This window comes from Curtobacterium sp. C1 (genome assembly GCF_021049325.1).
Lineage (GTDB): Bacteria > Actinomycetota > Actinomycetes > Actinomycetales > Microbacteriaceae > Curtobacterium > Curtobacterium citreum.
On the sequence record NZ_CP088076.1, the window covers coordinates 2,247,325 to 2,270,140 of the forward strand.

The following is a 22,816-nucleotide window of genomic DNA, read 5'->3' on the forward strand; positions in this document are numbered from 1 at the left end:
CCGGCCCCCTCGCGACCCGGTGTTCCCCGACCCGTCCTGGTAGTGTCGGGGCGCCACGGACCCAGTCCGCGCCCGGTCCGCGACGGAAGGAACCACCCGAATGACGACCCTCCGCGTGATCGTGGACCAGGTGATCGCCCCGGTCCCCGGGGGCATCGGCCGCTACGCGGAGGAACTGACCCGGCAGCTCATCGCGACGGCCCCGTCCGGCTGCGACGTCGAGGGGATCGTCGCGGCGGCGCCCGCCGCCGACCTGCGTCGGATCGAGACACTCCTGCCCGGTCTGTCGACCCTGCACCGTCTGCCGCTCGGCCGCAGGGAGCTGGCGCTCGCGTGGCAGGCGGGGATCGTCGGCTCAGCGTCGCAGGGCCTGGTGCACGCGCCGAGTGTCCTCGCACCGCTGGTGCGGCACGACCGGACCACCGAGCCCGGCCGACAGGTGGTCGTCACCGTGCACGACACCGTCCCGTGGACCCACCCCGAGACGCTGACACCGCGAGGCGTGCACTTCCACAAGGCGATGGTCACCCGTGCCTGGCGCCACGCCGACGCGGTCGTCGTCCCCACCCACGCCGTCGCGGCCGCCCTCAACGAGATCCGCCGGTTCGACGACCGGCTCCGGGTGATCGGTGGCGCGCCCAGTCCTCGACTCCGGGTCCCGGTGGACGCAGACCTCCGGGCGGAACGGCTCGGGCTCCCCGAGCGGTACGTGCTCGCGGTGGGGACGCTCGAACCGCGGAAGGGCCTCCGGCACCTCATCGAGGCCATGGCACACCCGGACGCGCCGGTGGACGTGCCACTCGTCGTGGCGGGACCCGACGGATGGGGCGACGTCGACGTGTACGGCCTGGCCGAGGCGGCCGGACTCCCCCGCGAACGGCTGCTCGTGCTGGGGCGGCTCGACGACGTCGACCTCGCGGTGGCGTACGACCGCGCGACGGTCTTCGTCTTCCCGAGCCTCGCCGAGGGGTTCGGGCTCCCGGTGGTGGAGGCGATGCACTTCGGCACCCCCGTGGTGCACTCGGACGACCCCGCGGTGCGCGAGGTGGCGGCGGACGCCGGCGTCACGGTCGCCCGGGATCCGCGGGACTCCTACCCGGAGCGTCTCGCGCGGGCGATCTACCAGGTGGTCAACGACCGCGTGCTCGCCGACCGGATGTCCGTCGCGGGGCCCGACCGAGCGCGGATGTACGACTGGCAGGACGCCGCGGTCGAGACGTGGCAGCTGCACGCCGACCTGTAGGACGGTCCGTGCCAGCGCTCGCGTCCTGAGGAAGACCGACCTCAGCGCGCCTCGCGCAGACGCGCTGCCTTCTCCTCGACGAGTTCCTCGAGCCGTGCGGCGTGGGCCGCGAGGCGCTCGGCCAGCACCGGGTCCGCCGACCCGATGATCCGCGCTGCGAGCAGCCCGGCGTTCGCGGCACCGTTGATCGCGACGGTGGCGACCGGGATGCCCGCCGGCATCTGCACGATCGAGAGCAGCGAGTCCAGCCCGTCCAACCTGGCGAGCTGGACCGGCACGCCGATGACCGGCAGGGTCGTCATCGACGCGACCATCCCGGGCAGGTGCGCCGCACCACCGGCGCCCGCGATCACGACGCGGACCCCGCGGTCGGCGACGCCGCGAGCGAAGCGGACCATCTTGTCGGGCGTCCGGTGCGCCGACACGACGTCCACCTCGAAGGGGACCTGCAGTTCGTCGAGCGCGTCGGCGGCGGCACGCATCGTGGGCCAGTCCGAGTCGGAGCCCATGATGATCGAGACGAGGGGGGCAACGGTGGCGTCGGTCACGCGACGAGCCTAGCCGAGCGTCCGAGTCGTCTTCCGGATCGTCGGACGGTCCCCGGCGCCGCGGCCGCCCTCCGTGGATCAGCCGTCGAAGTGGGCGGACGCCGCGCGGGCGCGGTAGGCGACGTCGTCGATGTCCTCGCCCATGACCGTCACGTGCCCGATCTTGCGCCCCGGGCGCGGAGCCTTGCCGTAGAAGTGGTACTTCGCCTCGGGGAAGGCCCGGAGTGCCGCGGGGTACCGGGCAGCGAGGTCCCCGTCAGCCGGGCCGCCGAGCACGTTGATCATGACCGCTGCCGGCGCGAGCGAGCCCGTCGCACCGAGGGGCAGGTCCAGGACGGCGCGGAGATGCTGCTCGAACTGACTGGTCGTCGCGCCGTCGATCGTCCAGTGGCCGGTGTTGTGCGGACGCATGGCGAGCTCGTTCACGAGGATCCGCTCGTCGGCGGTCTGGAAGAGCTCGACGGCGAGGACGCCGGTCACGCCGAGCTCGGTCGCGATCCGGACCGCGGTCTCCTCGGCGACGTCCGCGAGCCGCCCGGCGCTCTCGGGTGCCGGGGCGATCACCTCGGCGCAGACACCGTCGCGCTGCACGGTCTCGACGAGCGGCCAGGCGACGACCTCGCCGGACGGCCGCCGGGCCACCGACTGCGCGAGTTCGCGGGTGAACGGCACGAGCTCCTCGACGAGCAGGGCCTGGTCACCGGCAGCCTCGGCGGCCGCGAGCAGCCAGTCCTCGACGTCCGCGGACCCGGAGACGACCCGGACGCCCTTGCCGTCGTAGCCACCGCGCGGGGTCTTCACGACCGCGCGACCGCCGTGCTCGGCCACGAAGCGGTCGAGCTCCGCCGCGTGGTGCACCGCGGCCCAGTCCGGCACGGCCACGCCGAGCGCGGTCAGCCGCTCGCGCATCACGATCTTGTCCTGCGCGACGGCGAGTGCCGCCGATCCGGGGCGCACTGCGACGCCGGCGTCCTCGAGCACGCGCAGGACCTCCTGCGGGACGTGCTCGTGGTCGAAGGTCACGACGTCGACGTCCTCCGCGAACGCGAACACGGTGGCGGCGTCGTGGTAGTCACCCTCTGCCGTCGCCGCGATCGCCGCCGACATGCCCGGCCCCTCCGCGAGGACCCGGATGTCGATCCCGAGCTCGATCGCCGCCGGCACCATCATCCGCGCCAGCTGTCCTCCACCGATGACCCCGACCCGCAACGTCATGCTGTGTGTTCCCTCCGTCGTTCCCACCGTGCCGCGAGCACGCCCTGTCTAGAATCAGTGTCCGCCGTTCGAAACCCTCGGGTGCGGACGGGACCGTGCTCGACACGGTCAGCGACAACTCTACGGATCCTGGAGACCCCGTGCGGCGACTCATTGCCCAGCTGGCGCGCTTCGGCGTCGTCGGTGCGATCGGCTTCGTGGTCGATTTCGGCATCTTCAACGTGCTGCGCGCAACGGTGCTGAACCCCGACGAGGTCCACTCCGGCCCGTTCTGGGCCAAGGTCGTCTCGACGGTCGTCGCGATCTTCGTGAACTGGATGGGCAACCGGTACTGGACCTTCCGCGACCAGCGGCGCTCGGTGGCCACCCGCGAAGGCGTCGAGTTCCTGGTCGTCTCGCTCGGCGGCATGGTGATCTCGCTCGGGTGCCTCGGCATCTCGCACTACGTCCTCGGCCTCACCTCGGCACTGGCCGACAACATCTCGAGCAACGTCATCGGCCTGGCGCTCGGCACCGCGTTCCGGTTCTGGCTCTACAAGGTCTGGGTGTACCATCCGGAACGCAGCGAGCGCGCCGCGACCGGAGCCGCCGAGACCGGTGCGGAGACGGACCCGGTCTCGACCGGGGCCTGACGTCCGGGGTCGGTCGTCCTGAGCTACCGTACGGACGTGACGTCGACGCGAGTCAGCCCAGCCCCGACGCCCGCGACGGGACCGCACCCGCCGGTCACGCGGCGGGAGGGAGTCGCGGTCGCCGTGCTGACCGCCACCTTCGCGCTCTGGTTGGTCGTCTGGGCGCTCGTCGTACCGGTCTGCCAGGCACCGGACGAACGCGCGCACGTCGACGCGACGGTGCAGGTCGCCCTGGGCAACGCGTGGGCACCTCCCGGTGACCTCCGCATCCTGAACGCGGTGATGGCTGCGCAGGCGCAACAGGCCGAACGGCCCGCCGCGACGTGGTCGACCGTCTCGGAGCTGCTGCAGGGCGCCCCGGGAACGTCGGACACGGTCGACCAGATGACCCAGCACCCGCCGACGGCGTACCTGGTCGGTGCCGCCGCCCTGCGTGTCGCGCACTACGGTGACCTGCGGTGGGACCGTGCGATCGAGGTGCTCCGGCTGGTCGACGTCGGATGGACGTTCCTGCTCCCGCTCCTGGCGTGGGCGACCGTCCGGCGCGTGACGCGGTCCCCGCGCGCCGCGCTCGTGGGCGGCGTCGCGCTCTTCGCGACCCCCCAGCTCGCGTCGATCGCCTCGTCGGTGTCGAACGACGCGCCCGTGATGCTGTTCGGCGCGGTCGTGACCTGGTTGGCCGCACGCATGCTCACCGGCGACCTCCGTCGGCGGACGCTCGTCGGACTCTCGCTCGCACTGGCCGCCATCGTCTGGTGCAAGGGCACCGGGCTGCCGGCGGTCCCCTTCGTCGCCGTGGTCGTGCTCGTCGCCGGCGCCGGGACCCTGCCCCTCGCGCGACGTGTCCTGCGGACCGTCGTCGCGATGGCGGTGTCAGGTGCCCTGGGCGCGTGGTGGTGGCTGCACAACCTCCTGTCCACAGGCCACCTGCAGCCCAACGGTTACGAGCAGTACCGGCCGCCGAAGCCGTTCCCCCCGGGCGAGGGCCCGAGCCTGCGGACCTTCCTCGACGTCAGCTGGGGCACGATCACCCGGACGTTCTGGGGCAGCCCGGGCGGCGGCGCCCAGGTGAGCATCGGCGCGGTGCTGACCGCCGCACTGACGGTCCTCGCACTCGGGGTCGTGCTCGGCTGGGCGTTCCGGCGAGGTCCTGGACGCGCAGCCGTGGCGGCCCTCGCCGTCTTTCCGGCGCTGCTCATCGCCGGCCAGACGTGGACGAGCGCACACGCGTACCTGGAGACCACGTTCGTCGCCGCGACCCAGGGGCGCTACTACTTCCCCGCCATCGTGTGCCTGGTCGCGCTCAGTGCGGTCGCCTGGCGGCGGGTCCCGCGGACCGGTCGGGCTCGGCGTGCCCTCGCCGTCACCCTGGCCACCGGGTCCTTCGTGCTCGCTTGGTACGGCCTCGGTGTCGTCGCCGCCTTCTTCTGGAACGCTGCACGCGGCCCGGTGACGCCGGCCGGTCTCGAACGGTACGCCGCATGGGGACCCGTGCCGGCGTCCGTCGTCGCCGTGTTGCTGGGCGTCGTCGCGCTCGGCTGCGTGTGGACCCTCGTGCAGGTCATCCGTGCAGCGAGCGGCCCGGCCCCGGGTCACGACCCGACACCGAGCGACCCCACCCCGGGTCACGACCCGGCACCGATGCGCCGACGCACCGCAGCCTGACCCGTCCGGACCGCTCCCGCACTGCGAGGATCGGCGCATGAGCCGTCTGCGCAGCGTCCCGGTCCTGACCACCTCGATCATCGTGGCCGTCGGCCTGGCCGTCGGCTTGACCGCGTGCTCCGGCGGCGGGGACCCGGCGCCGAGTCGGAGCGCCGGCGGGAGCGCCACGGCCACCGCCAGCCCCTCGGCGAGCGGCGAGTCGGAGACCACCCCGCTGCCCTCGAGCGCGAGCCGACCGACGGCCGAGCCCACGGGATCGGCGGACGACGGCACCGGGCCGGGGACCGGCAACGGCAGCGGGGTCGAGCAGCCGTCGAGCGTCGACTTCGGCAAGATCGCAGCGCAGGGCGTCGCCGCGGCCGGGGGCGGCACCGTGCTGTCGCTCGCGGGGTCCGGGGACTCGTGGACGGTCGTCGTCGCCGGGTCGGACGGTTCCCAGACCCAGTCCGTCGTGTCCGCCACCCTCGACCGGGTGACCTCCGGACCCTTCCCCAAGCAGGTCGACGCCGCGACGCAGACGACGACGAGTGCCCTGACGTCGGCGCTCCGGGTCGACGCGCCCACCGCGGCTGCCGACGCCGAGCGCGCAGCCTCCGGCGGCACCCTGCGCAGCCTCGTGCTCGGTGGGACGGGCTCGGCTCCGGTCTGGACCGCGACGGTCGACAGCGTCGGCTCCAGCCGCACCGTCACCGTCGACGGCCGGACGGGCGCCGCGACCGCGAGCTGAGCACCCGCGCGGTCGCGCAGGCCCGATCGACGGGCCCGCGCGGTCGAGTCAGCGCCCCATGCCCCGCACGGTGAAGCCCGCGGCCGTCCACGCGTCGCGCTCCAGGCAGTTCCGACCGTCGAGCACGACCGGGGCGGCCACGAGCTCGGCGACCGCCGTCGGGTCGAGCTCGCGGAACTCCGACCACTCGGTCAGGACGAGCACGAGCTCGGCGTCCCGCAGCGCCTCGACCGCGGAGTCGACGTAGGTCAGCTCCGGGTGCACCCGCGCGGCCGTGTGGTTCGCCGCCGGGTCGTACGCGGCCACGGTCGCGCCGAGTTCGGTGAGCCGGGCCGCGATGTCGAGCGCCGGCGAGTCGCGGACGTCGTCCGAGTTCGGCTTGAACGCGAGCCCGAGGACCGCGACGCGCCGCCCCGCGACGGACCCGCCGAGGAGCTCGCCCGCGAGCGTGACGACGTGCGCCCGACGACGGAGGTTGATCGCGTCGACGTCGGCGAGGAAGGCCAGCGACTCCCCCACGCCGAGCTCGTCGGCGCGGGCCTGGAACGCACGGATGTCCTTCGGCAGGCAGCCGCCGCCGAAGCCGAGCCCGGCGTTCAGGAACTTGCGACCGATCCGGTCGTCGTGGCCGATCGCGTCGGCGAGCGCGGTGACGTCGGCACCGGCGACCTCGGCGATCTCGGCCATCGCGTTGATGAACGAGATCTTCGTCGCGAGGAACGCGTTCGCGCTGATCTTCACGAGCTCGCTCGTCGGCATGTCGACCACGAGTCGCGGGGTCCCTGCGGCCAGCGCCTGGGCGTAGACCTCGTCGAGGACGGCGACGGCGCGCTCGCCCTCGGCACCGTCCGGGACGCCGTACACGAAGCGGTCGGGCGAGATGGTGTCCTGCACGGCGAAGCCCTCGCGCAGGAACTCGGGGTTCCACACCAGCGTGGCGCCCGGGACGGCGTCGGACACCTGCGCGGCGAGCCGCGCGGCGGTCCCCACCGGCACGGTCGACTTCCCGACGACCAGGTCGCCCGCGGACAGGTACGGCAGCAGCGCCTCGACCGCGGCGTCGACGTAGGTCAGGTCCGCCGCACCGGTCGGGCCCTGCGGCGTGCCCACGGCGAGGAAGTGCACCTGGGACCCCGCGACCGCCGCGGTGTCGGTCGTGAACTCGATGCGGCCGGAGGCCAGTGCCTCGCCCAGGACCTCGGGGAGTCCCGGCTCGAAGAACGGGGCGTCGCCGGCGGCGAGCCGTTCGATCTTGCCGGGGTCGACGTCGATCGCGACGACCTCGTGTCCGAGCTTGGCCATGGAAGCGGCGTGCACGGCACCGAGGTACCCGCAGCCGATGACGGAGATACGCACGGGTCGACGGTACCGGACGCCGAGACACGAGTGGCCCTCGACGAACGGGCGGTCAGTACCCGCCGACGATGTCGTCCCAGTCGGGCTCGCGGTGTCGGCGCCGTGCCTCGTGCGCCTCGACCAGGTCGTGCAGCACGGCGACGACCAGGTCCGCGTGCGGGACGTCCCCGAGCACGACGGGCGTGTCGTCGCCGGGGAACACCAGGACGTCGCCGGACCGCCAGACGCCCTGCAGTCCGCGCCGGCGCACCGTGACGTCGTACCCACGCGAGTGCAGGAGCTCCCGGCGGGTGCGCGTGCCGAGTCCGTGCACGACGACGAGCCGCCGGGTCGTGACGACGTACCGCTCGGACATCCACCGGAACAGCGGGACGAGCCCGCCGAGGACGACGAGCAGGACGGTGACGGCGGCGACCACGACGTTGACCCAGGCGAGCTGCGCGCGGAACACCCCGAACCCGAACCCACCGGCCGCGGCGACCAGGAGCACGAAGACCGCCGGGCGCACGAGCCGCCGTGCGTGCGGCCGGAGCCGCGCGACGACGCGTTCGGGCGGCGGCTCGGCGGTCATGCCGTCATGCATACCGCAGGTGGGTGAGGTCCCCCACCGCGACGCCCCTGGAGCGGCCGTCCCGATCCCGGATCGTGATCCGGCCGTCGTCGTCGATGCCGGTCGCCTCCGCCTCGACGACGGTGCCGTCGGGCAGTTCCAACCGGACGTGGCGACCGATCGTGCCGCACGCGGCCCGGACGCCGGACCGGACCGCCTGCGCGTCCGCAGCGCCGGCGACCAGGGCGTCCACCGCCTCCAGGACGGTCGTGTGGAAGACGGACAGGACGGCGTCGGCCAGCGCGGCCGCCCCGTCGGTCGCGCCCGCCACGGCGAGCGACGTCGCGGTCGGCGTCGGCATCGCGTCGGCGGGGATCGTCAGGTTGACGCCCGCGCCGACGACGACGCTGCCGTCGGACGCGACCTGGCAGAGGATGCCGCAGACCTTGCGGTCGTCGACGAGCACGTCGTTCGGCCACTTCACCGCGACCGTCGGGGCACCGGACGTGGGGACCCGGTCGGTCGGACGGGAGGCGCGCCCCGCGTCGTCCGCGCCCGGCAGCACCGCGGACACGGCGGTCCGCATCGCGGCCCCGGCGACGAGCGGCAACCAGCGGCGGTCACGGTCCGACAGGTCGGCGCGGACGAGCAGGCTCGCGGCGAGCGTCTGCCCGGCCGGCGCGGACCAGCTGCGGTCGAGCCGCCCCCGGCCGGCGGTCTGGTCGAGCGTCGCGACGACGCTGCCGTGCGGCCGGTCGGCGGCGACGGCGAGCAGGTCCGTGTTGGTGGAGCCGGTCCGCTCCGGCGCCGCGAACGTGCCACCCGAGCCCTCGACGGCGGCGCGGGAGCGCGGGAAGGCGGACGTCGCGGGTGTGGACATGCACGCAAATGTACGGGCAGGAACCGTGGGGGTCCTCCAACCGGGGCCGCTCGGCCCGCCGGTAGGGTGAGCGGGTGACCACAGGAGACACCCCCGACCTCTCGACGACGGCCGGTCGCCTCGCGGACCTGCGCGACCGCTACCACGAGGCCGTGACCGCCGCGGGCGAGGCCGCCATCGCGAAGCAGCACGCGAAGGGCAAGGGCACCGCCCGCGAGCGCATCGAGCAGCTCCTCGACGACAACTCGTTCGTCGAGTTCGACGAGTTCGTCCGCCACCGCACCACCGCGTTCGGCATGGACGCCAAGCGCCCCTACGGTGACGCCGTCGTCACCGGTGTCGGCACGATCCACGGCCGGAACGTCGCGGTGTACGCGCAGGACTTCACGGTCTTCGGCGGCTCCCTCGGCGAGGTCGCCGGCGAGAAGATCATCAAGGTGATGCAGCACGCGCTGAAGACCGGCGTGCCGATCATCGGCATCCTCGACTCGGGCGGCGCGCGCATCCAGGAGGGCGTCGTCGCGCTCGGCAAGTACGGCGAGATCTTCCGCCTGAACACCCAGGCGTCCGGGGTCATCCCGCAGATCTCGATCGTCATGGGCCCGGCGGCCGGCGGTGCGGTGTACTCCCCCGCCCTCACGGACTTCGTGATCATGGTCGACAAGACGAGCCACATGTTCGTCACCGGCCCGGACGTCATCAAGACCGTCACGGGCGAGGACGTCGGCTTCGAGGAGCTCGGCGGCGCGCAGACCCACAACGCGGTGTCCGGCGTCGCGCACTACCTGGCCGAGGACGAGACCGACGCGCTCGACTACGCCCGCTCGCTCATCGGGTTCCTGCCGGACAACAACCTCTCCGACGCCCCCGCGTACGACGTCCTGCCCGAGCTCGAGACCACCGACGCGGACCACGAGCTCGACACCGTCATCCCGGACTCCACGAACCAGCCGTACGACGTCACGACGATCATCGAGCACGTCGTCGACGACGGCGAGTTCCTCGAGGTGCAGCCGCTCTTCGCGCCGAACATCCTCGTCGGCTTCGGTCGGGTCGAGGGCCGCACGGTCGGCATCATCGCGAACCAGCCGCAGGCCATGGCCGGCACGCTGAACATCGACGCCGGCGAGAAGGCCGCCCGTTTCGTGCGGTTCTGCGACGCGTTCGGCATCCCGATCCTGACCCTCGTCGACGTCCCCGGGTACCTGCCCGGCACCGACCAGGAGTGGACCGGGGTGATCCGCCGCGGCGCGAAGCTGCTCTACGCCTACGCCGAGGCCACCGTCCCGCTCGTCACCGTCATCACCCGCAAGGCCTACGGCGGCGCGTACATCGTGATGGGCTCGAAGCAGCTCGGCGCCGACATCAACCTCGCTTGGCCGACCGCCGAGATCGCCGTGATGGGCGGTCAGGGCGCCGTGAACATCCTCTACCGCGCGGAGATCAAGCGCGCCGAGGAGTCCGGCGAGGACGTCGCCGCGGTGCGCGCGAAGCTCGCGAACGAGTACACCTACAACGTCGCGTCGCCGTACCTGGCGGCGGAGCGCGGTGAGCTCGACGGCATCATCCAGCCGCACGCCACCCGCGTGTCCGTCGTCAAGGCGCTGCGGGCGCTCCGGGGCAAGCGCGCGTCGCTGCCGCCGAAGAAGCACGGGAACATCCCGCTGTGAGCGGCAAGCACGCGGCGGCGGTCCCGACGGACGCCCCGGCGACCGTCGCGGACGTCCGTGTCGTGTCCGGCGACCCCTCGGCCGAGGAACTCGCCGCGGTCGTCGCGGTGCTGCAGCGTCAGGCCGACGAGGCCGCGGCGCTCGGTCGCGCCGAGGTCACCGTCTCCCCGCGCGCCGGGTGGGACGCCTCGGCCGCCGGTCTGCGGCAGCCGCTGCCGCACGGCCACGGGGCGTGGACGCGGTCCCTGCGCTGAGCATCACCGTCCGGACCACCCACAGACCCCCGCCGTTCACCGGCGGGGGTCTTGTGCCGACGGGGGTATCCGGGCGACGATGTACCCCTGTCCGTCCCCGGACACGCGGACACGCACCCCGCGGTGCGCTGGGCAGGTCGGGACGGTGTCGCGGCCGGTCTGCCCGCAGACGGGGGGCACGCAGCCCCGCCCGGGCCCGTCGTGGGCGAATTTGTCCCCCATAATGACGACTGACACGACGCTCGGCGACGGGCACACTAGTGCGTGTTCGGTGTCCTTCTACGAAGAACATCGCAGGTCGGTGGCCGACTAGGGTACGACGCCGCCGACCAGCTACGAGCCAGGGCGATATTCGGGTTGTCGCTCAGGCTCGGGTCGCGAACGGGCCGGTCCTCGGACCGGCCCGTTCCCCGTTTCCGTGATGCGGTCCTCACCGGCGGTGCCGGCCTCCGGCTTCAGCGCTGGTCAAGGGTCTCGTGCCGCGGGATCTCGAGCCAGACCACGACCGAGTCGTCGTCGTCCTCCTCGTCCTCGTCGTCCTCGTCGTCGAGCCCGGCACCGAGCGCGGCGGACTCGCTCGCGGCGGTGTCGAGCCGGAGGCCCACCACCGAGACCGCGGCGTCCGATCCCTCGGCGACCGTGCGCACGATCACGTTGTCGGCCTCACGTGCCTGCCGCAGGGCCTCGGCGATCCGGGCGTGCACGCGTCGCAGGTCGTCGATCTCCAGGTCGTCCAGACCGCCGTCGTCGTGCAGCTGCACCGTGGCGCCGCGGCGACGGAGGCGCATCACCTCGTCGCGGACGTCGTCGGAGAGGAGCGACCGGCCGCGGATCTCGTCCCGGATCGCCTGCTCGAGGTGCAGGCACTCGTCGCGTTCGTCCGGGGTGAGGTCGCCACCGGACTCGATGACCCGCTCGAGCATCGGCAGGGCCATCCGCGTCGTCTGGCTGAGCCGGAACTGCCGCTCGAACACGTGGGCGTCCTGCGCCGCCTGCCAGTCGGCGGTCTCCTGCTCCGCCCGGACGAAGTCGCGCGTCACGCGCGTCGCCCGGTCCATGGCGACCGCGAAGCCCGTGGCGATCGCCACCCACGACAGGCTCCCGACGACCCCGAGGCTGCTGAGCGCCGGTCCGGGACCCGCCCACGCGACGACGAACACGGCCAGGAACCCGACGCCGACCCACGCGAAGGCGCGGCGCCCACGGACGGACAGGACCGTCATGAGCGTGCCGACCGCCGCGACCCACCACGTGGTGGAGGTCGACGCGGACCCGAGGTCGATGACGGGCGCCTCGATCACGGGCATGACGAGCGCCGTCGCGAGCGAGAAGCACGCTGCCCAGACCGGGAGCGTCCGCCCGGGCAGGAAGATCGCGACGGCACTCGCGGCGGCGTAGAGCGCCATGCACGCGAGCACCGGGCCGATGTCGCTCACCCGTGGCAGCGACGCCAGTGCGAGGACGAGGTGGAACAGCGAGAAGAGCGCGGCGAGACCGATCGCGATCCCGGCGGGCAGCGAGACCCTCACGAGCGGCCTCCGGAGCTCCACGCGAGGCGGATGCGGGTGCCGGCGCCGGGGTTGCTCAGCACGAGTGCCGTGCCGTCGACGGCCTGCACGCGCTCGATGATCGAGCGGCGGACCCCGAGCCGAGCGGCCGGGACGGCGGCGAGGTCGAACCCGGCGCCGTCGTCACCGACCTCGACGTGCACCGACGCGCCCCGCTGCTCGATGCAGATCCAGCGCCGGACGTCCGGTCCGCCGGCGTGCTGCACGCTGTTCACCGCGGCCTGCAGTGCAGCCGAGGCGATCGCGTCCGCGGCGACGGCGGGCATCCGGAGCCCGCCGACGGGGGCGTCCCGCACGGTGACCGGCGCGCTGAGGGTGCCGAGGGCGTCGACGATGCGGTCCCGGAGCTCGAGGACGGACACAGGCGGTGCCTCGCCGGGCAGGTCCGCGGCCGCGGCGCCGAGGTGGTCGATCGCGTTCCGGGCCATCCGTGCCGCCAGGGCCTTGGCCTCGGGCGTCTCGGCACGCGCCGCGGACAGCAGGGTCGTGAGCACGCTGTCGTGCACGATCGCGTCGACCTGCACGCGCTCGACCTCGGTCGCGTGCTCCCGGATCGCGGACGAGTACCGCCGCACCGCGGTGGCCTGGGCGACGTCCACCGCCGCCGCCGCGCGCCGCAGCAGGACGGCGATCACGAGCACCGCGCCACTGAGGATCATGGTGAAGGCCCCGTCGAGCAGCGCTTGCGGGCCACCCGACCCGCCGAGGGGCGAGAAGGCGACCCAGGCGTACACGGCGGGGACGAGCGCGGTGTAGACGATCGCCCGCCACGGCGCGAAGCCCATCGCGGCCGCGGTCGAGCCGACGGTGCAGAACCACCACGGCCACGGCTTCTCGGCCCCCTCGAGCGGGTGCACGACCGTGAGCGGCCAGGTCACCAGCACGACGAGGAAGAGCAGGGCACACACGATCTGGGCGATCTGCGCCAGCCGCTGCGCGAACGCCGACACCCCGACGAACAGGAAGGACGCGCCGAGCAGCCCCGCCGCGAGCGGACCCCAGAACGGGTCGAGCGACGGGAGCTGCTGCAGCACGTTCGGGACGTTGATCGCCCCGAAGCCGATCGCGGCGACCGCGATGAGGATCGCGAACGCCCGCTCGACCGATGCCTGCGTGATCGACGGCCGGACGCCACGCGCCGGGTCGACCCCGAACGGCGCGGGTTCGGCGAGCGCCGGCGCGGGCTCGGCCGCGGTGGCCACGGGTCAGCGACCGTCCGCGTCGGGGTCGATGCCCGAGTCGAGGCCCGGCAGGATGCCGTCCTCGACCGCGCGACGGAGCAGGTCGACCTTGGTCGGCGCGGGCCGGCCGACCTCGACGTACTTCACGCGGATGCGGTCGAGGTACTCCCGCGCGGTCGAGTACCCGATGCCGAGCTGCTGGGCGGCGAGCTTGAGCGGCAGGCCGGACGCGTACAGGTGCAGGATCTCCCGCTCCCGGCGGCCGAGCTGGGCCTTCGCGAAGTCACGGTCGGCGTCGATGGCGCTCGCCCACTCGAGGTTGTTGAGGACGTCGCCGCGTGCCACGGTCGCGACGGCGGCCATCACGGTCTTCGTCGCCGAGGACTTCGGGATGACGCCGGCGGCCCCTGCCGCCAGTGCCTCGCGGACGCTCGCCACGCGGTCGGCGATGGAGTGCACGAGGACCGCGGAACCGGTGCCCTGCACACCCTTCACGTTCGCCGTGACGGTCGAGCCGTCGCCGAGCGACAGGTCGAGGACGACGACGTCGACCTCACGCCCGTCGAGGTGGTCGATGTACTCGCGGACGCTCGCGGCGGTGAGCACCACCTCGAAGCCCTCGTTCTGGCACGCCGCCTGGATCCCGAGTCGCACGGATTCGTGGTCGTCGACGATCGCGACGCGGACCGGTCTGGTCGCGAGTCCGGTCGCTCCGGTGCTGGTGTTCGTGTCTGCTGCCACGGTGGCCTCTCGTTCCGATGCGCGCCCAGCCCCTGATACTGGGAGCGATCACCGACCAAGGATACCCAGGATGCACCCAGCCACCGGGTTCCTGTGCACCGCGTCACGCAACCCGGCGTCACCCGACCTCAGGCGAGCGGCACCAGGCGCGCCACGGCCTCCAGGTGGTGCGTGTGCGGGAACAGGTCGAACGCCCGCAGCGCCCGAGCCGGTACCCCAGGTCCGCGAACGTCGCGACGTCGCGCGCCAACGCGACCGGGTCGCACGCGACGTAGACGACCTGCGCCGGCTGGAGCGCGGCGATCTGCACGACGACCTCGCGCCCGGCGCCCGAGCGCGGCGGGTCGAGCACGACCGTGCCGGCGCGGAAGCGCTCCAGCTCGGGCCGGGACGCACCGGCGGCGGTCCGCGCGAGCCACCGGTCGACCCGGCCGGTCTCGGCACGGGCGCCGATCCACTCGGCGAGGTTCTCCTGCGCGTGCTCCGTCGCGCGGGGCGCGCTCTCGACGCTCGTGATGCGCGCCTTGGGCCCGACGACGTCGCCGAGCGCGGCGGCGAGCAGGCCGACACCGCCGTACAGGTCCAGGTGCTGCCCCTCCGGGTCGACGCGGTCGCGGTCGACCAGGTCCTGAACAGCCGCGGTCAGCACCGCCGGGGCCTGACGGTGGACCTGCCAGAAGCCCGTGTCGTCGACGGCGAACGCACGCTCCCCGACGAGCTCGCGCACCACGGTCGGCGTCTGCGCGTCGATCACGAGGCGGGCACCCTCGGCACCGCTCGGGGCGAGGACGTCCACGACCGACGCGCCGGGCAGCGCCCCGCGGCCGAGCGGCGCACTCCCCTGCACGACGTCGGTGACGAGCGGCAGCGAGGCCACCGGCACGACCGTGTGCGAGCGGGACGCGTACGGGCCGGCGGTGCCGTCCTCGTCGACGTGCAGCCGGACACGTGTGCGCCAGCCGAGACCGTCCGCCGCGTCGTCGCCGGGGGCCGCCTCGACCACGACGTCGTGCCCGAGCGCCTCGACGAGGTCCGTCCGGGCGAAGCGCGCGAAGGCGTCGACGAGCACGTCGTGCTTCAGCGTGCGCTGGTGGGCGAGTGCGATGTGTCCGAACTCGGCACCGCCCGCACGCACGGCCGGGTCGCGGTCCAGCGCGGCCTCGGGCCAGACGTGCTCCACGCGGTGCTCGCTCGGCGTGACGACCGACACCGTGTCAGCGCGCCAGAACGACTTCTTGCGGTCCTCGGTCACGCGGGCGACGACGCGCTCGCCCGGGACGGCGTCCGAGACGAACACCACGCGCCCCTCGTGCCGTGCCACCGAGATCCCGCCGTGGGCGATCCCGGTGACGTCGAGTTCGAGCAGCCTGCCGACGGATTCACCCATGGTTCGATGTTCCCATGCGTCTGTACCTCGCGAGTACGTCCCCCGCCCGCCGCGCACTCCTGGCGCAGACCGGCATCGAGCCGGTCCTCGTCGCCCCGGGCGTCGACGAGGACGCCGCGGTCGCCGCCGCTGCGGCTGCGCTGGGCCGGAACCTCACCGGTCCCGAGCTCGTCGCGATGCTCGCCGTCGCCAAGGCCGGCGCGGTCGCCGACGCGCGGGTCGCCGGCTCCCCCGTCGACGGGTTCGTGTTCGGCGGCGACTCCGCCTTCGAGGTCGACGGCGTCCTGCACGGCAAGCCGCACGAGCCGGCCGTCGCCCGCGAACGCTGGCGGCAGATGCTCGCCGCCGGCGGCGGCACCCTGTGGAGCGGCCACTGCGTCGTGGACCGTCGCGCCGACCGGCCTGCGGACCCGGCCGCCGACCGGACGGGAGGCACGGGGCGGGCCGGCACCGTGCCTCCCGTCCGGCAGGTGGACCCGTCGGACGGCGGGCCGCTCGGACCGGCCGGCCACCTGGGTGCGGTCGCGCCCGGCGGGTCGGCGCTGGTCGCCGCCGGTGACCGCGTGGTCGCGGTCGACAGCGCGGTGCTCACGTTCGCCGACGACGTGTCGGTGGACGAGATCGACGCGTACGTCGCGACGGGCGAGCCGCTCGAGGTGGCGGGGGCCTTCACGATCGACGGGCGGGCCGCGGCGTACATCACCCGGATCGACGGTGCGCCGTCGGCCGTCGTGGGCCTGTCGCTGCCGGTGCTCCGGTCGATGCTGCTCCGCGGGTTCGGCATCGCGTGGCACGACCTGTGGTCGATGTAGACATCCACACTTGTTCGCCGCGGTTCTTTGTGGATGCCGGTCAATTCGGGCCGCCGTCGCACGAATACGCTGACTTACCATGCCCCGTATCAGCAAGGTCCTCATCGCGAACCGCGGCGAGATCGCCGTCCGCATCATCCGCGCGGCCCGCGACGCAGGCAAGGCATCGGTCGCGGTCTACGCCGACCAGGACCGTGACGCCCTCCACGCCCGCCTCGCCGACGAGGCGTACGCGCTGAACGGCACCACGAGTGCCGACACCTACCTCGTCATCGACAAGATCATCTCGGTCGCCCGACGGTCCGGCGCCGACGCCGTGCACCCGGGCTACGGGTTCCTCGCCGAGAACGCCGACTTCGCGCGCGCCGTGATCGACGCCGGGCTGACCTGGATCGGCCCGTCGCCCGAGTCCATCGAGCGCCTCGGTGACAAGGTCTCCGCGCGCCACGTGGCCGAGAAGGTCGGTGCGCCGCTCGCCCCCGGGACGATCGAGCCCGTGCAGGACGTGTCCGAGGTGTTCGACTTCGTCGACCAGGTCGGGCTGCCCGTCGCGATCAAGGCGGCGTTCGGCGGCGGCGGCCGAGGCCTGAAGGTCGTCCGCTCCCGCGAGTCGGTGGAGGAACTGTTCGAGTCCGCCACGCGCGAGGCCATCGCGGCGTTCGGCCGTGGCGAGTGCTTCGTCGAGAAGTACCTCGACAAGCCGCGCCACGTCGAGACCCAGTGCCTGGCCGACGAGCACGGCAACGTCGTGATCGTCTCCACGCGCGACTGCTCGCTGCAGCGTCGCCACCAGAAGCTCGTCGAAGAGGCCCCGGCGCCCTACCTGACGCCCGACCAGGAGACGCGGCTGTACGAGTCGTCGAAGGCGATCCTGCGCGAGGTCGGCTACGTCGGTGCCGGCACGTGCGAGTTCCTCATCGGCGCCGACGGCACGGTGTCCTTCCTCGAGGTGAACACCCGCCTGCAGGTCGAACACTGCGTCTCGGAAGAGGTGACGGGCATCGACCTCGTGCGCGAGCAGTTCCGCATCGCCGAGGGCGGCACGCTCGACTACGCCGACCCGGCGCCCCGCGGGCACTCGTTCGAGTTCCGCATCAACGGCGAGGACCCCGGGCGCAACTTCTTCCCGGCGCCCGGCCCAGTGCACGCCTTCACCGCCCCCTCGGGCCCCGGCGTCCGCGTCGACTCCGGTGTCGTGTCCGGCGACGTCGTGTCCGGCTCGTTCGACTCGATGCTCGCGAAGCTCATCGTCACGGGTGCCACCCGCGAGGAGGCGCTCGAGCGCTCCCGTCGTGCCCTCGCCGAGTTCGAGGTCACCGGCCTGCCGACCGTGCTGCCCTTCCACCGTGCGGTCGTGTCCGACCCGGCGTTCGCCACCGACGACGCGACGCCGTTCAGCGTCTACACGCAGTGGATCGAGACCGACTTCCAGAACGACATCCCGGCCTGGACCGGCGCGACCGAGGAGCTCCCCGCCCCCGCCGAGCGCGACACGGTCGTCGTCGAGGTCCAGGGCAAGCGCATCGAGGTCACCATGCCGTCGATCGTCGGCGGTGGCGCCGCAGGTGCCGCCGGACGTCGCCCCGCCGGTCCGTCCGCCCCGCCGAAGCGCCGGTCCTCCGGGGTCCGTGGGGGCCTGGCGTCCTCGGGCTCCGTCACGTCGCCGATGCAGGCCACCGTCGTGAAGCTCGCGGTCTCCGAGGGTGACACCGTGGTGAAGGGCGACCTGCTCGTCGTCCTCGAGGCCATGAAGATGGAGCAGCCCGTGCAGGCGCCGCGCGACGGCGTCGTCAAGGGGCTCAACGCCCCGGTCGGCCAGACGGTCTCGTCCGGCCACGTGCTGCTCGAGCTGGCGTAGCCCGCGGGCGCTCGCTCCGCACAACCGAAAGCACTCCGCACCGCCGAAAGGCCCGGTGCGGTGTGCTTTCCGTTGTGCACCAGCACGCGACACCACGGTCGTCATCGGACCGTCGTGAACCGGGGGCGCGTCGTCGGGACGCCCAATGAGCGGAGCACCTCGCGCAGCAGTTCGGTGTCCTTGGTCTCCGCGTGCCCGACCCGACCGAAACCGTTGACACCCGAGCACCGCCGGATCCGGTCCTCGCGGCGTTTCTCGGCCACGACGACGTCCGCCGCCGTCTGACCCGGCCGCCGGAGGGCCGGGTCGGTGTACTTGACCCGTCCGTCGTACTCGAGCACCACGCCCTGCTCAGGGAACCAGAAGTCGACGAAGCCGACCAGCCCCGCGTCGTCGTCGAACCGGTGCTGGAGCTCGGGTTGCGGGGCACCGACCTCGTCGAGCGCGACCCGAGCCACCGACTCGCCCGGAGACCCGGATCGTCCGTCTGCGATCGCGACTGCCCGCTCCGCCCGCGCACGGTGGCGCACCGGCCGCGCGGCGACGAGTGCCGCGATGAGTCGCTCGCGATCCGTCCCCCTCGCGAGCACCGCGTCCAGGGCAGGCACGCTCGTCCGGAGCGGGTACGCGATGGCCAGGTCGACCGCGGTGGTCGCCAGGTCCGTCAGGCGACGCCCCGTGGCCGTCATCTCGGCCAGGCGGAACTGTCGCCCGGCTCCGGGCCGCTTGTAGACGGAACGCAGCGTCTGTCCCGTCGACCGCAACGGATCGATCACCTCGACCAAGTCGGGGAACTCTCCAGGCCACGGCAGCCCGTGCAGCGCGGCGGCCGAGGCGTGTGACACGATCAGCCGAGGGGCGAGCCGGTCGTGCACGGCCTTGACCCGGGCGATGTGGCGCTCACCTGGTGTCGCTCGCCGCCACTCGTCGCCGAGGACGAACCGACCCGGGCCGACGCGGACGAGCTCCCCGCGCAGAGCTCGCTCGCGGTGTCCACGACCGCGACGCCCGCTCGGGTCCGCTTCCCCACCGACGACGATCTCGAGTCTGGCCATGCAGACGACGGTGGCACCGCGCCGATGTCCGCGGCGACGCACGGCACTCCCTTGTGGACTCCGGAACCGCAGACCTGGGCTGTGGAGGAGTCGCGAGGGAGCCTTCGTGCCGCCGCGGTGCGCGCGGGCAATGGTGCGGATTGCTCCTGCACAAGGGGAAGCACGCCACGCCATGCGATCGCGTGGCGCGGCGTGCTTTGCGTTGTGCGGACGACCCCGGCCGGCGACCTACCGACCGACCGCCCGCCCCCCGCCCCGCCCCCTACGACACCAGCGGGCGCACGTCGTCGGCGAGGGCCTCGACGAGCGCACGGGCCTCGGCGGGCGAGTCCGCGACCGTGTCGATGTAGACCTTGACCTTGGGTTCGGTGCCGCTCGGGCGAACGATCACCCGCGCGCCCCCGTCCAGGTCGTAGCGCAGGATGTCCGACGGCGGGAAGCCCTCGACCCCCGCGTCGTAGTCGGTCACGGTCTCGACGGCCCGTCCGCCGAGCGTCGTCGGCGGGGTGGACCGGAGCGCGGCCATGATCGTCCCGATGCGCGACAGGTCGTCGACGCGCGTGGCGACCTGCCCGGACGCGAACGCCCCGAACTCGGCCGCGAAGGCGTCGAGCTGGTCGACCACCGTCTGCCCGTCCGCAGCGAGCGACACGGCGAGGTCGAGCAGCGACAGCGCCGCCGAGATCCCGTCCTTGTCCCGCACGACGTCGGGGTCGACGAGGTAGCCCAAGGCTTCTTCGTAGCCGAACACCAGCGAAGGCACCCGCGAGACCCACTTGAAGCCCGTCAGGGTGTCCCGGTAGCCGAGCCCGTACCGTTCGGCCACGCGGGCGAGCGCCGGCGACGACACGATCGACGCGGCGAGCGTGCCCGTCCGCCCTTCGGCTGCCGCGCGGGAGGCCGCACGCCACCCGAGGAGCCACCCGACCTCGTTGCCGGACAGGCGTCGGAACGACCCGGCACCGTCCGGGATCGCGAGCGCGAGCCGGTCGGCGTCCGGGTCGTTCGCGATCACCAGGTCCGCGCCGACGGCGACGCCCTGCGCGATCGCCAGGTCCATCGCGCCCGGCTCCTCCGGGTTCGGGAACGCGACCGTCGGGAACGCCCCGTCCGGCTCGATCTGCTCCGGCACGACGACCGGCTCCGCGAAGCCCGCCGCGGCGAAGACCGCCCGCGCGGTCTCCCACCCGACCCCGTGCATGGCCGTGTAGACCACCGTCGGCTGGGCATCGGACGGGAGGATCGTGGCCGGCACCGTCGCGGCCGTCGCGGTCACGTACGCCGCGGCCAGCTCCGGACCCGCGACGGTGTAGTCGGTCGCGCGGACGAGGTCGCGGACGTCGCCCGCCGCGACGGCGTCGATCGCCGCGGCGATCTCCCCGTCGACCGGCGGCACGATCTGCGAGCCGTCGTCGTCCCCGCCGAGGTACACCTTGTAGCCGTTGTCCCGCGGAGGGTTGTGGCTCGCGGTGACCATCACGCCGGCGCCGACACCGAGGTGCCGGACCGCGAACGCGAGCACCGGGGTGGGCAGCGCGGAGGGCAGCAGCGTGACCTCGAGCCCGAGGCCGCGCATCACCTCGGCGGAGTCCCGCGCGAAGACGTCCGAGTTCACCCGGCCGTCGTAGCCGATCACGACGCTGCGGTCCCGGCCGGTGTCGACGAGGAACCGTGCCAGACCGGCCGCGGCCTGGGTGACGACCACGCGGTTCATCCGGAGCGGACCGGCACCGAGCTCGGCGCGGAGCCCGGCCGTGCCGAACGCCAGCCGTCCGGCGAAGCGCGCGGTCAGCTCGTCGGTGTCCCCGGCGTCCACGAGCCGCTGGAGCTCGGCGCGCGTCTCGTCGTCCGGGTCCTGCTCGATCCAGGCGCGGGCGGTGTCGACGACGCTCACAGGGCCGCCACCACGCGCGCGAGCAGGTCGGCGATGACCGGCTCGGCCTGCTTGCCGGCCTCGAGGACCTCGGCGTGCGACAGCGGGGTCTTCTGGATGCCGGCGGCGAGGTTCGTGATGAGCGAGAAGCCGAGCACCTCCATGCCCGCCTGGCGCGCGGCGATGGCCTCGAGCGCGGTCGACATGCCGACGATGTGCCCGCCGATCGTCTTCGCCATCTGCACCTCGGCCGGGGTCTCGTAGTGCGGACCGCGGAACTGCGTGTAGACGCCCTCGTCGAGCGAGGGGTCGATCGTCTTCGCGACGGCGCGGAGCCGTGCCGAGTACAGGTCGGTCAGGTCGACGAACGTGGCGCCCTCGAGCGGGCTGTCGGCGGTCAGGTTGATGTGGTCGCTGATGAGGACCGGGGTGCCGGGCGTCCAGTGCTCCTTGATGCCGCCGGCCCCGTTCGTCAGGACCATGATCGACGCACCCGTGGCCGCGGCCGTCCGGACGCTGTGAACGACCCGGCGGACGCCGTGGTTCTCGTAGTAGTGCGTCCGAGCGCCGATGACCAGCGCGTGCCGGCCGTCCTGCAGACGGATCGAGCGGACCGTGCCGGAGTGACCGGGCACCGCCGAGGCGCTGAAGCCGGGCACGTCGGCCGCGTCGATCGTGGACACCGTCTCGCCGAGGACGTCGGCGGCCTTGCCCCAGCCGGAGCCGAGGGTCAGGGCGATGTCGTGCCGCTCGATGCCGGACCGGTCGGCGATGACGGCGGCGGCGTCGCGGGCGACCTCGAACGGGTCGGCGGCGGGGTCGTTCAGCGGGTTCTCCGTGCTCATGCCCCAACTCTAGAGGGCGGGCACGGACCGGCTCAGTGCTCCCCGAGCGCCCGGTCCACGGCGGCGGTGATCTCGCCCTGGTCGAAGTGGTTGCGGATGACGATGACCTCGGCGTAGGTGTCGCCGATCGCCTCGACGAACTCCGCGCTCGTCAGGATCACGTTCGCGTCCTCGGCGACGTCCCGCACCGAGGCGACGTCGGCCGCCTCGACCGTGGCGGCGAGTCCGAGGGCGTCGAGGGCCTTCTCGGCGTTCACCTTGAGGATGCCGCTCGAGCCGATCCCGGCGCCGCAGATGGTCACGATCTTCACGCGGGTGCTCCCATGATCGCCCGGACCTCGGCCGCGGACGTCGCCGCCGCGATGCGCCCGGTGACGGTCGGGTCGTTGAACAGGTTCGCGATCTCGCCGATCGACTCGAGGTGCGTGCCGACCTCGGCCACCGCGAGCCCGAGCACGACCGAGACGGGGTCGTTGTGCGGGTGGCCGAACGCCACCGGCTCCCGCAGGGTCACGACGGCGAGCCCGTCACGGAGCACCGTCGGCCCCGGCCGGGCGTGCGCGAAGGCGAGTCCGGGCGAGATCACGATGTACGGACCGTGCTCGTCCACCAGGTCGGTCATCGCCTCGGTGTAGGCGTCGATGGCGGCACCGGAGGCGACGAGGGCGTCGCCGGCGAGCCGGAGCGCCGCGCGCCACGACGACGCGGACGCCCCGAGCACGACGGCGGGGTCCGGCAGCGGCGGCAACGGCATGT

Annotated in this window: 21 protein-coding genes and 1 pseudogene; 8 read left to right on the plus strand and 14 right to left on the minus strand. The window is 73.3% G+C overall.

Features of this window, described 5'->3' with window-relative positions; genetic code table 11:
• Positions 1-100: 100 nt before the first annotated feature.
• Complete coding sequence (locus LQK89_RS10740) at positions 101-1,243, plus strand: glycosyltransferase family 4 protein (RefSeq protein WP_231049096.1); 1,143 nt, start codon at positions 101-103, stop codon at positions 1,241-1,243.
• A 41-nt stretch (positions 1,244-1,284) separates the two neighbouring features.
• Here LQK89_RS10740 and purE read toward each other — a convergent pair whose 3' ends face one another.
• Both purE and LQK89_RS10750 read right to left on the minus strand, forming a co-directional pair.
• Positions 1,285-1,752, minus strand: coding sequence for a 5-(carboxyamino)imidazole ribonucleotide mutase (purE, locus tag LQK89_RS10745; RefSeq protein WP_231050786.1), 468 nt, complete (start codon positions 1,750-1,752; stop codon positions 1,285-1,287).
• 117 nt (positions 1,753-1,869) lie between these two features.
• Complete coding sequence (locus LQK89_RS10750; RefSeq protein ID WP_231049097.1) at positions 1,870-3,006, minus strand: 5-(carboxyamino)imidazole ribonucleotide synthase; 1,137 nt, start codon at positions 3,004-3,006, stop codon at positions 1,870-1,872.
• A gap of 140 nt (positions 3,007-3,146) precedes the next feature.
• On the opposite strand from LQK89_RS10750, the gene LQK89_RS10755 reads away from it, so the two are divergent.
• From LQK89_RS10755 to LQK89_RS10765, 3 genes are read left to right on the plus strand one after another with little or no spacing between them, the layout of a single operon-like run.
• Complete coding sequence (locus tag LQK89_RS10755; protein WP_231049098.1) at positions 3,147-3,638, plus strand: GtrA family protein; 492 nt, start codon at positions 3,147-3,149, stop codon at positions 3,636-3,638.
• A 36-nt stretch (positions 3,639-3,674) separates the two neighbouring features.
• On the plus strand, positions 3,675-5,303 hold the full coding sequence (locus LQK89_RS10760; protein WP_231049099.1) for a glycosyltransferase family 39 protein: 1,629 nt from the start codon (positions 3,675-3,677) through the stop codon (positions 5,301-5,303).
• 37 nt (positions 5,304-5,340) lie between these two features.
• On the plus strand, positions 5,341-6,030 hold the full coding sequence (locus tag LQK89_RS10765) for a hypothetical protein (protein WP_231049100.1): 690 nt from the start codon (positions 5,341-5,343) through the stop codon (positions 6,028-6,030).
• 48 nt (positions 6,031-6,078) lie between these two features.
• Here the strand turns inward: LQK89_RS10765 and LQK89_RS10770 are convergent, their stop codons facing one another.
• Genes LQK89_RS10770 through LQK89_RS10780 form a run of 3 tightly spaced genes read right to left on the minus strand, consistent with a single transcriptional unit; the run spans position 6,079 to position 8,816 of the window.
• Complete coding sequence (locus LQK89_RS10770; protein ID WP_231049101.1) at positions 6,079-7,386, minus strand: UDP-glucose dehydrogenase family protein; 1,308 nt, start codon at positions 7,384-7,386, stop codon at positions 6,079-6,081.
• Positions 7,387-7,438: 52 nt separating this feature from the next.
• Complete coding sequence (locus tag LQK89_RS10775) at positions 7,439-7,957, minus strand: PH domain-containing protein (RefSeq protein ID WP_058742363.1); 519 nt, start codon at positions 7,955-7,957, stop codon at positions 7,439-7,441.
• Positions 7,958-7,961: 4 nt separating this feature from the next.
• Positions 7,962-8,816, minus strand: a complete 855-nt coding sequence (locus LQK89_RS10780) for a biotin--[acetyl-CoA-carboxylase] ligase (protein ID WP_231049102.1) — start codon at positions 8,814-8,816, stop codon at positions 7,962-7,964.
• 74 nt (positions 8,817-8,890) lie between these two features.
• On the opposite strand from LQK89_RS10780, the gene LQK89_RS10785 reads away from it, so the two are divergent.
• Entirely contained in the window at positions 8,891-10,486 is a 1,596-nt protein-coding gene (locus tag LQK89_RS10785; protein ID WP_058742365.1) for an acyl-CoA carboxylase subunit beta, read from the plus strand.
• Positions 10,483-10,740 (plus strand): acyl-CoA carboxylase subunit epsilon, encoded by a 258-nt coding sequence (locus LQK89_RS10790; RefSeq protein ID WP_174777999.1) that lies wholly within the window; start codon positions 10,483-10,485, stop codon positions 10,738-10,740. The genes LQK89_RS10785 and LQK89_RS10790 overlap by 4 nt, the downstream gene beginning before the upstream one ends.
• A gap of 455 nt (positions 10,741-11,195) precedes the next feature.
• Here LQK89_RS10790 and LQK89_RS10795 read toward each other — a convergent pair whose 3' ends face one another.
• The 4 genes and pseudogenes from LQK89_RS10795 to LQK89_RS10810 all read right to left on the minus strand — a co-directional run bounded on the left by LQK89_RS10795 (position 11,196) and on the right by LQK89_RS10810 (position 15,617).
• Positions 11,196-12,269, minus strand: a complete 1,074-nt coding sequence (locus LQK89_RS10795) for a hypothetical protein (RefSeq protein WP_231049103.1) — start codon at positions 12,267-12,269, stop codon at positions 11,196-11,198.
• Positions 12,266-13,510 carry a sensor histidine kinase gene (locus LQK89_RS10800; protein WP_231049104.1) on the minus strand — a complete coding sequence of 415 codons (1,245 nt, stop codon included), beginning with the start codon at positions 13,508-13,510 and terminating at the stop codon, positions 12,266-12,268. The genes LQK89_RS10795 and LQK89_RS10800 overlap by 4 nt, the downstream gene beginning before the upstream one ends.
• Before the next feature lie 3 nt (positions 13,511-13,513).
• Positions 13,514-14,230 carry a response regulator transcription factor gene (locus LQK89_RS10805; protein ID WP_058742367.1) on the minus strand — a complete coding sequence of 239 codons (717 nt, stop codon included), beginning with the start codon at positions 14,228-14,230 and terminating at the stop codon, positions 13,514-13,516.
• Positions 14,231-14,358: 128 nt separating this feature from the next.
• Positions 14,359-15,617, minus strand: a pseudogene (locus LQK89_RS10810) (class I SAM-dependent RNA methyltransferase).
• Positions 15,618-15,631: 14 nt separating this feature from the next.
• On the opposite strand from LQK89_RS10810, the gene LQK89_RS10815 reads away from it, so the two are divergent.
• Both LQK89_RS10815 and LQK89_RS10820 read left to right on the plus strand, forming a co-directional pair.
• Positions 15,632-16,429: a Maf family protein gene (locus LQK89_RS10815; RefSeq protein ID WP_231049105.1), complete on the plus strand. Its 798-nt coding sequence runs from the start codon at positions 15,632-15,634 to the stop codon at positions 16,427-16,429.
• 79 nt (positions 16,430-16,508) lie between these two features.
• Entirely contained in the window at positions 16,509-18,287 is a 1,779-nt protein-coding gene (locus LQK89_RS10820) for an acetyl/propionyl/methylcrotonyl-CoA carboxylase subunit alpha (RefSeq protein ID WP_231049106.1), read from the plus strand.
• Positions 18,288-18,388: 101 nt separating this feature from the next.
• On the opposite strand, the gene LQK89_RS10825 is transcribed toward LQK89_RS10820, so the two are convergent.
• The 5 genes from LQK89_RS10825 to LQK89_RS10845 form a co-directional block, all read right to left on the minus strand.
• Positions 18,389-19,342 (minus strand): hypothetical protein, encoded by a 954-nt coding sequence (locus tag LQK89_RS10825; protein ID WP_231049107.1) that lies wholly within the window; start codon positions 19,340-19,342, stop codon positions 18,389-18,391.
• Positions 19,343-19,604: 262 nt separating this feature from the next.
• Complete coding sequence (locus LQK89_RS10830) at positions 19,605-21,236, minus strand: phospho-sugar mutase (protein WP_231049108.1); 1,632 nt, start codon at positions 21,234-21,236, stop codon at positions 19,605-19,607.
• On the minus strand, positions 21,233-22,060 hold the full coding sequence (locus tag LQK89_RS10835) for a purine-nucleoside phosphorylase (RefSeq protein WP_058742374.1): 828 nt from the start codon (positions 22,058-22,060) through the stop codon (positions 21,233-21,235). Before LQK89_RS10835 ends, LQK89_RS10830 begins: the two co-directional genes overlap by 4 nt.
• 32 nt (positions 22,061-22,092) lie before the next feature.
• Entirely contained in the window at positions 22,093-22,371 is a 279-nt protein-coding gene (locus LQK89_RS10840) for a PTS sugar transporter subunit IIB (protein ID WP_058742375.1), read from the minus strand.
• The gene (locus tag LQK89_RS10845) at positions 22,368-22,814 is read right to left on the minus strand and encodes a PTS sugar transporter subunit IIA (RefSeq protein WP_231049109.1); all 447 of its coding nucleotides are present in this window, start codon (positions 22,812-22,814) and stop codon (positions 22,368-22,370) included. The genes LQK89_RS10840 and LQK89_RS10845 overlap by 4 nt, the downstream gene beginning before the upstream one ends.
• Positions 22,815-22,816: the final 2 nt, after the last annotated feature.

Bases quoted from the DNA above. Each gene is read 5' to 3' on its own strand.
- LQK89_RS10750 (WP_231049097.1), bottom strand. From the start codon at position 3,006: ATGACGTTGCGGGTCGGGGTCATCGGTGGAGGACAGCTGGCGCGGATG.
- LQK89_RS10825 (WP_231049107.1), bottom strand. From the start codon at position 19,342: ATGGCCAGACTCGAGATCGTCGTCGGTGGGGAAGCGGACCCGAGCGGG.
- LQK89_RS10765 (WP_231049100.1), top strand. From the start codon at position 5,341: ATGAGCCGTCTGCGCAGCGTCCCGGTCCTGACCACCTCGATCATCGTG.
- LQK89_RS10835 (WP_058742374.1), bottom strand. From the start codon at position 22,060: ATGAGCACGGAGAACCCGCTGAACGACCCCGCCGCCGACCCGTTCGAG.
- LQK89_RS10845 (WP_231049109.1), bottom strand. From the start codon at position 22,814: ATGCCGTTGCCGCCGCTGCCGGACCCCGCCGTCGTGCTCGGGGCGTCC.
- purE (WP_231050786.1), bottom strand. From the start codon at position 1,752: ATGGGCTCCGACTCGGACTGGCCCACGATGCGTGCCGCCGCCGACGCG.
- LQK89_RS10780 (WP_231049102.1), bottom strand. From the start codon at position 8,816: ATGTCCACACCCGCGACGTCCGCCTTCCCGCGCTCCCGCGCCGCCGTC.
- LQK89_RS10740 (WP_231049096.1), top strand. From the start codon at position 101: ATGACGACCCTCCGCGTGATCGTGGACCAGGTGATCGCCCCGGTCCCC.
- LQK89_RS10775 (WP_058742363.1), bottom strand. From the start codon at position 7,957: ATGACCGCCGAGCCGCCGCCCGAACGCGTCGTCGCGCGGCTCCGGCCG.
- LQK89_RS10820 (WP_231049106.1), top strand. From the start codon at position 16,509: ATGCCCCGTATCAGCAAGGTCCTCATCGCGAACCGCGGCGAGATCGCC.
- LQK89_RS10815 (WP_231049105.1), top strand. From the start codon at position 15,632: ATGCGTCTGTACCTCGCGAGTACGTCCCCCGCCCGCCGCGCACTCCTG.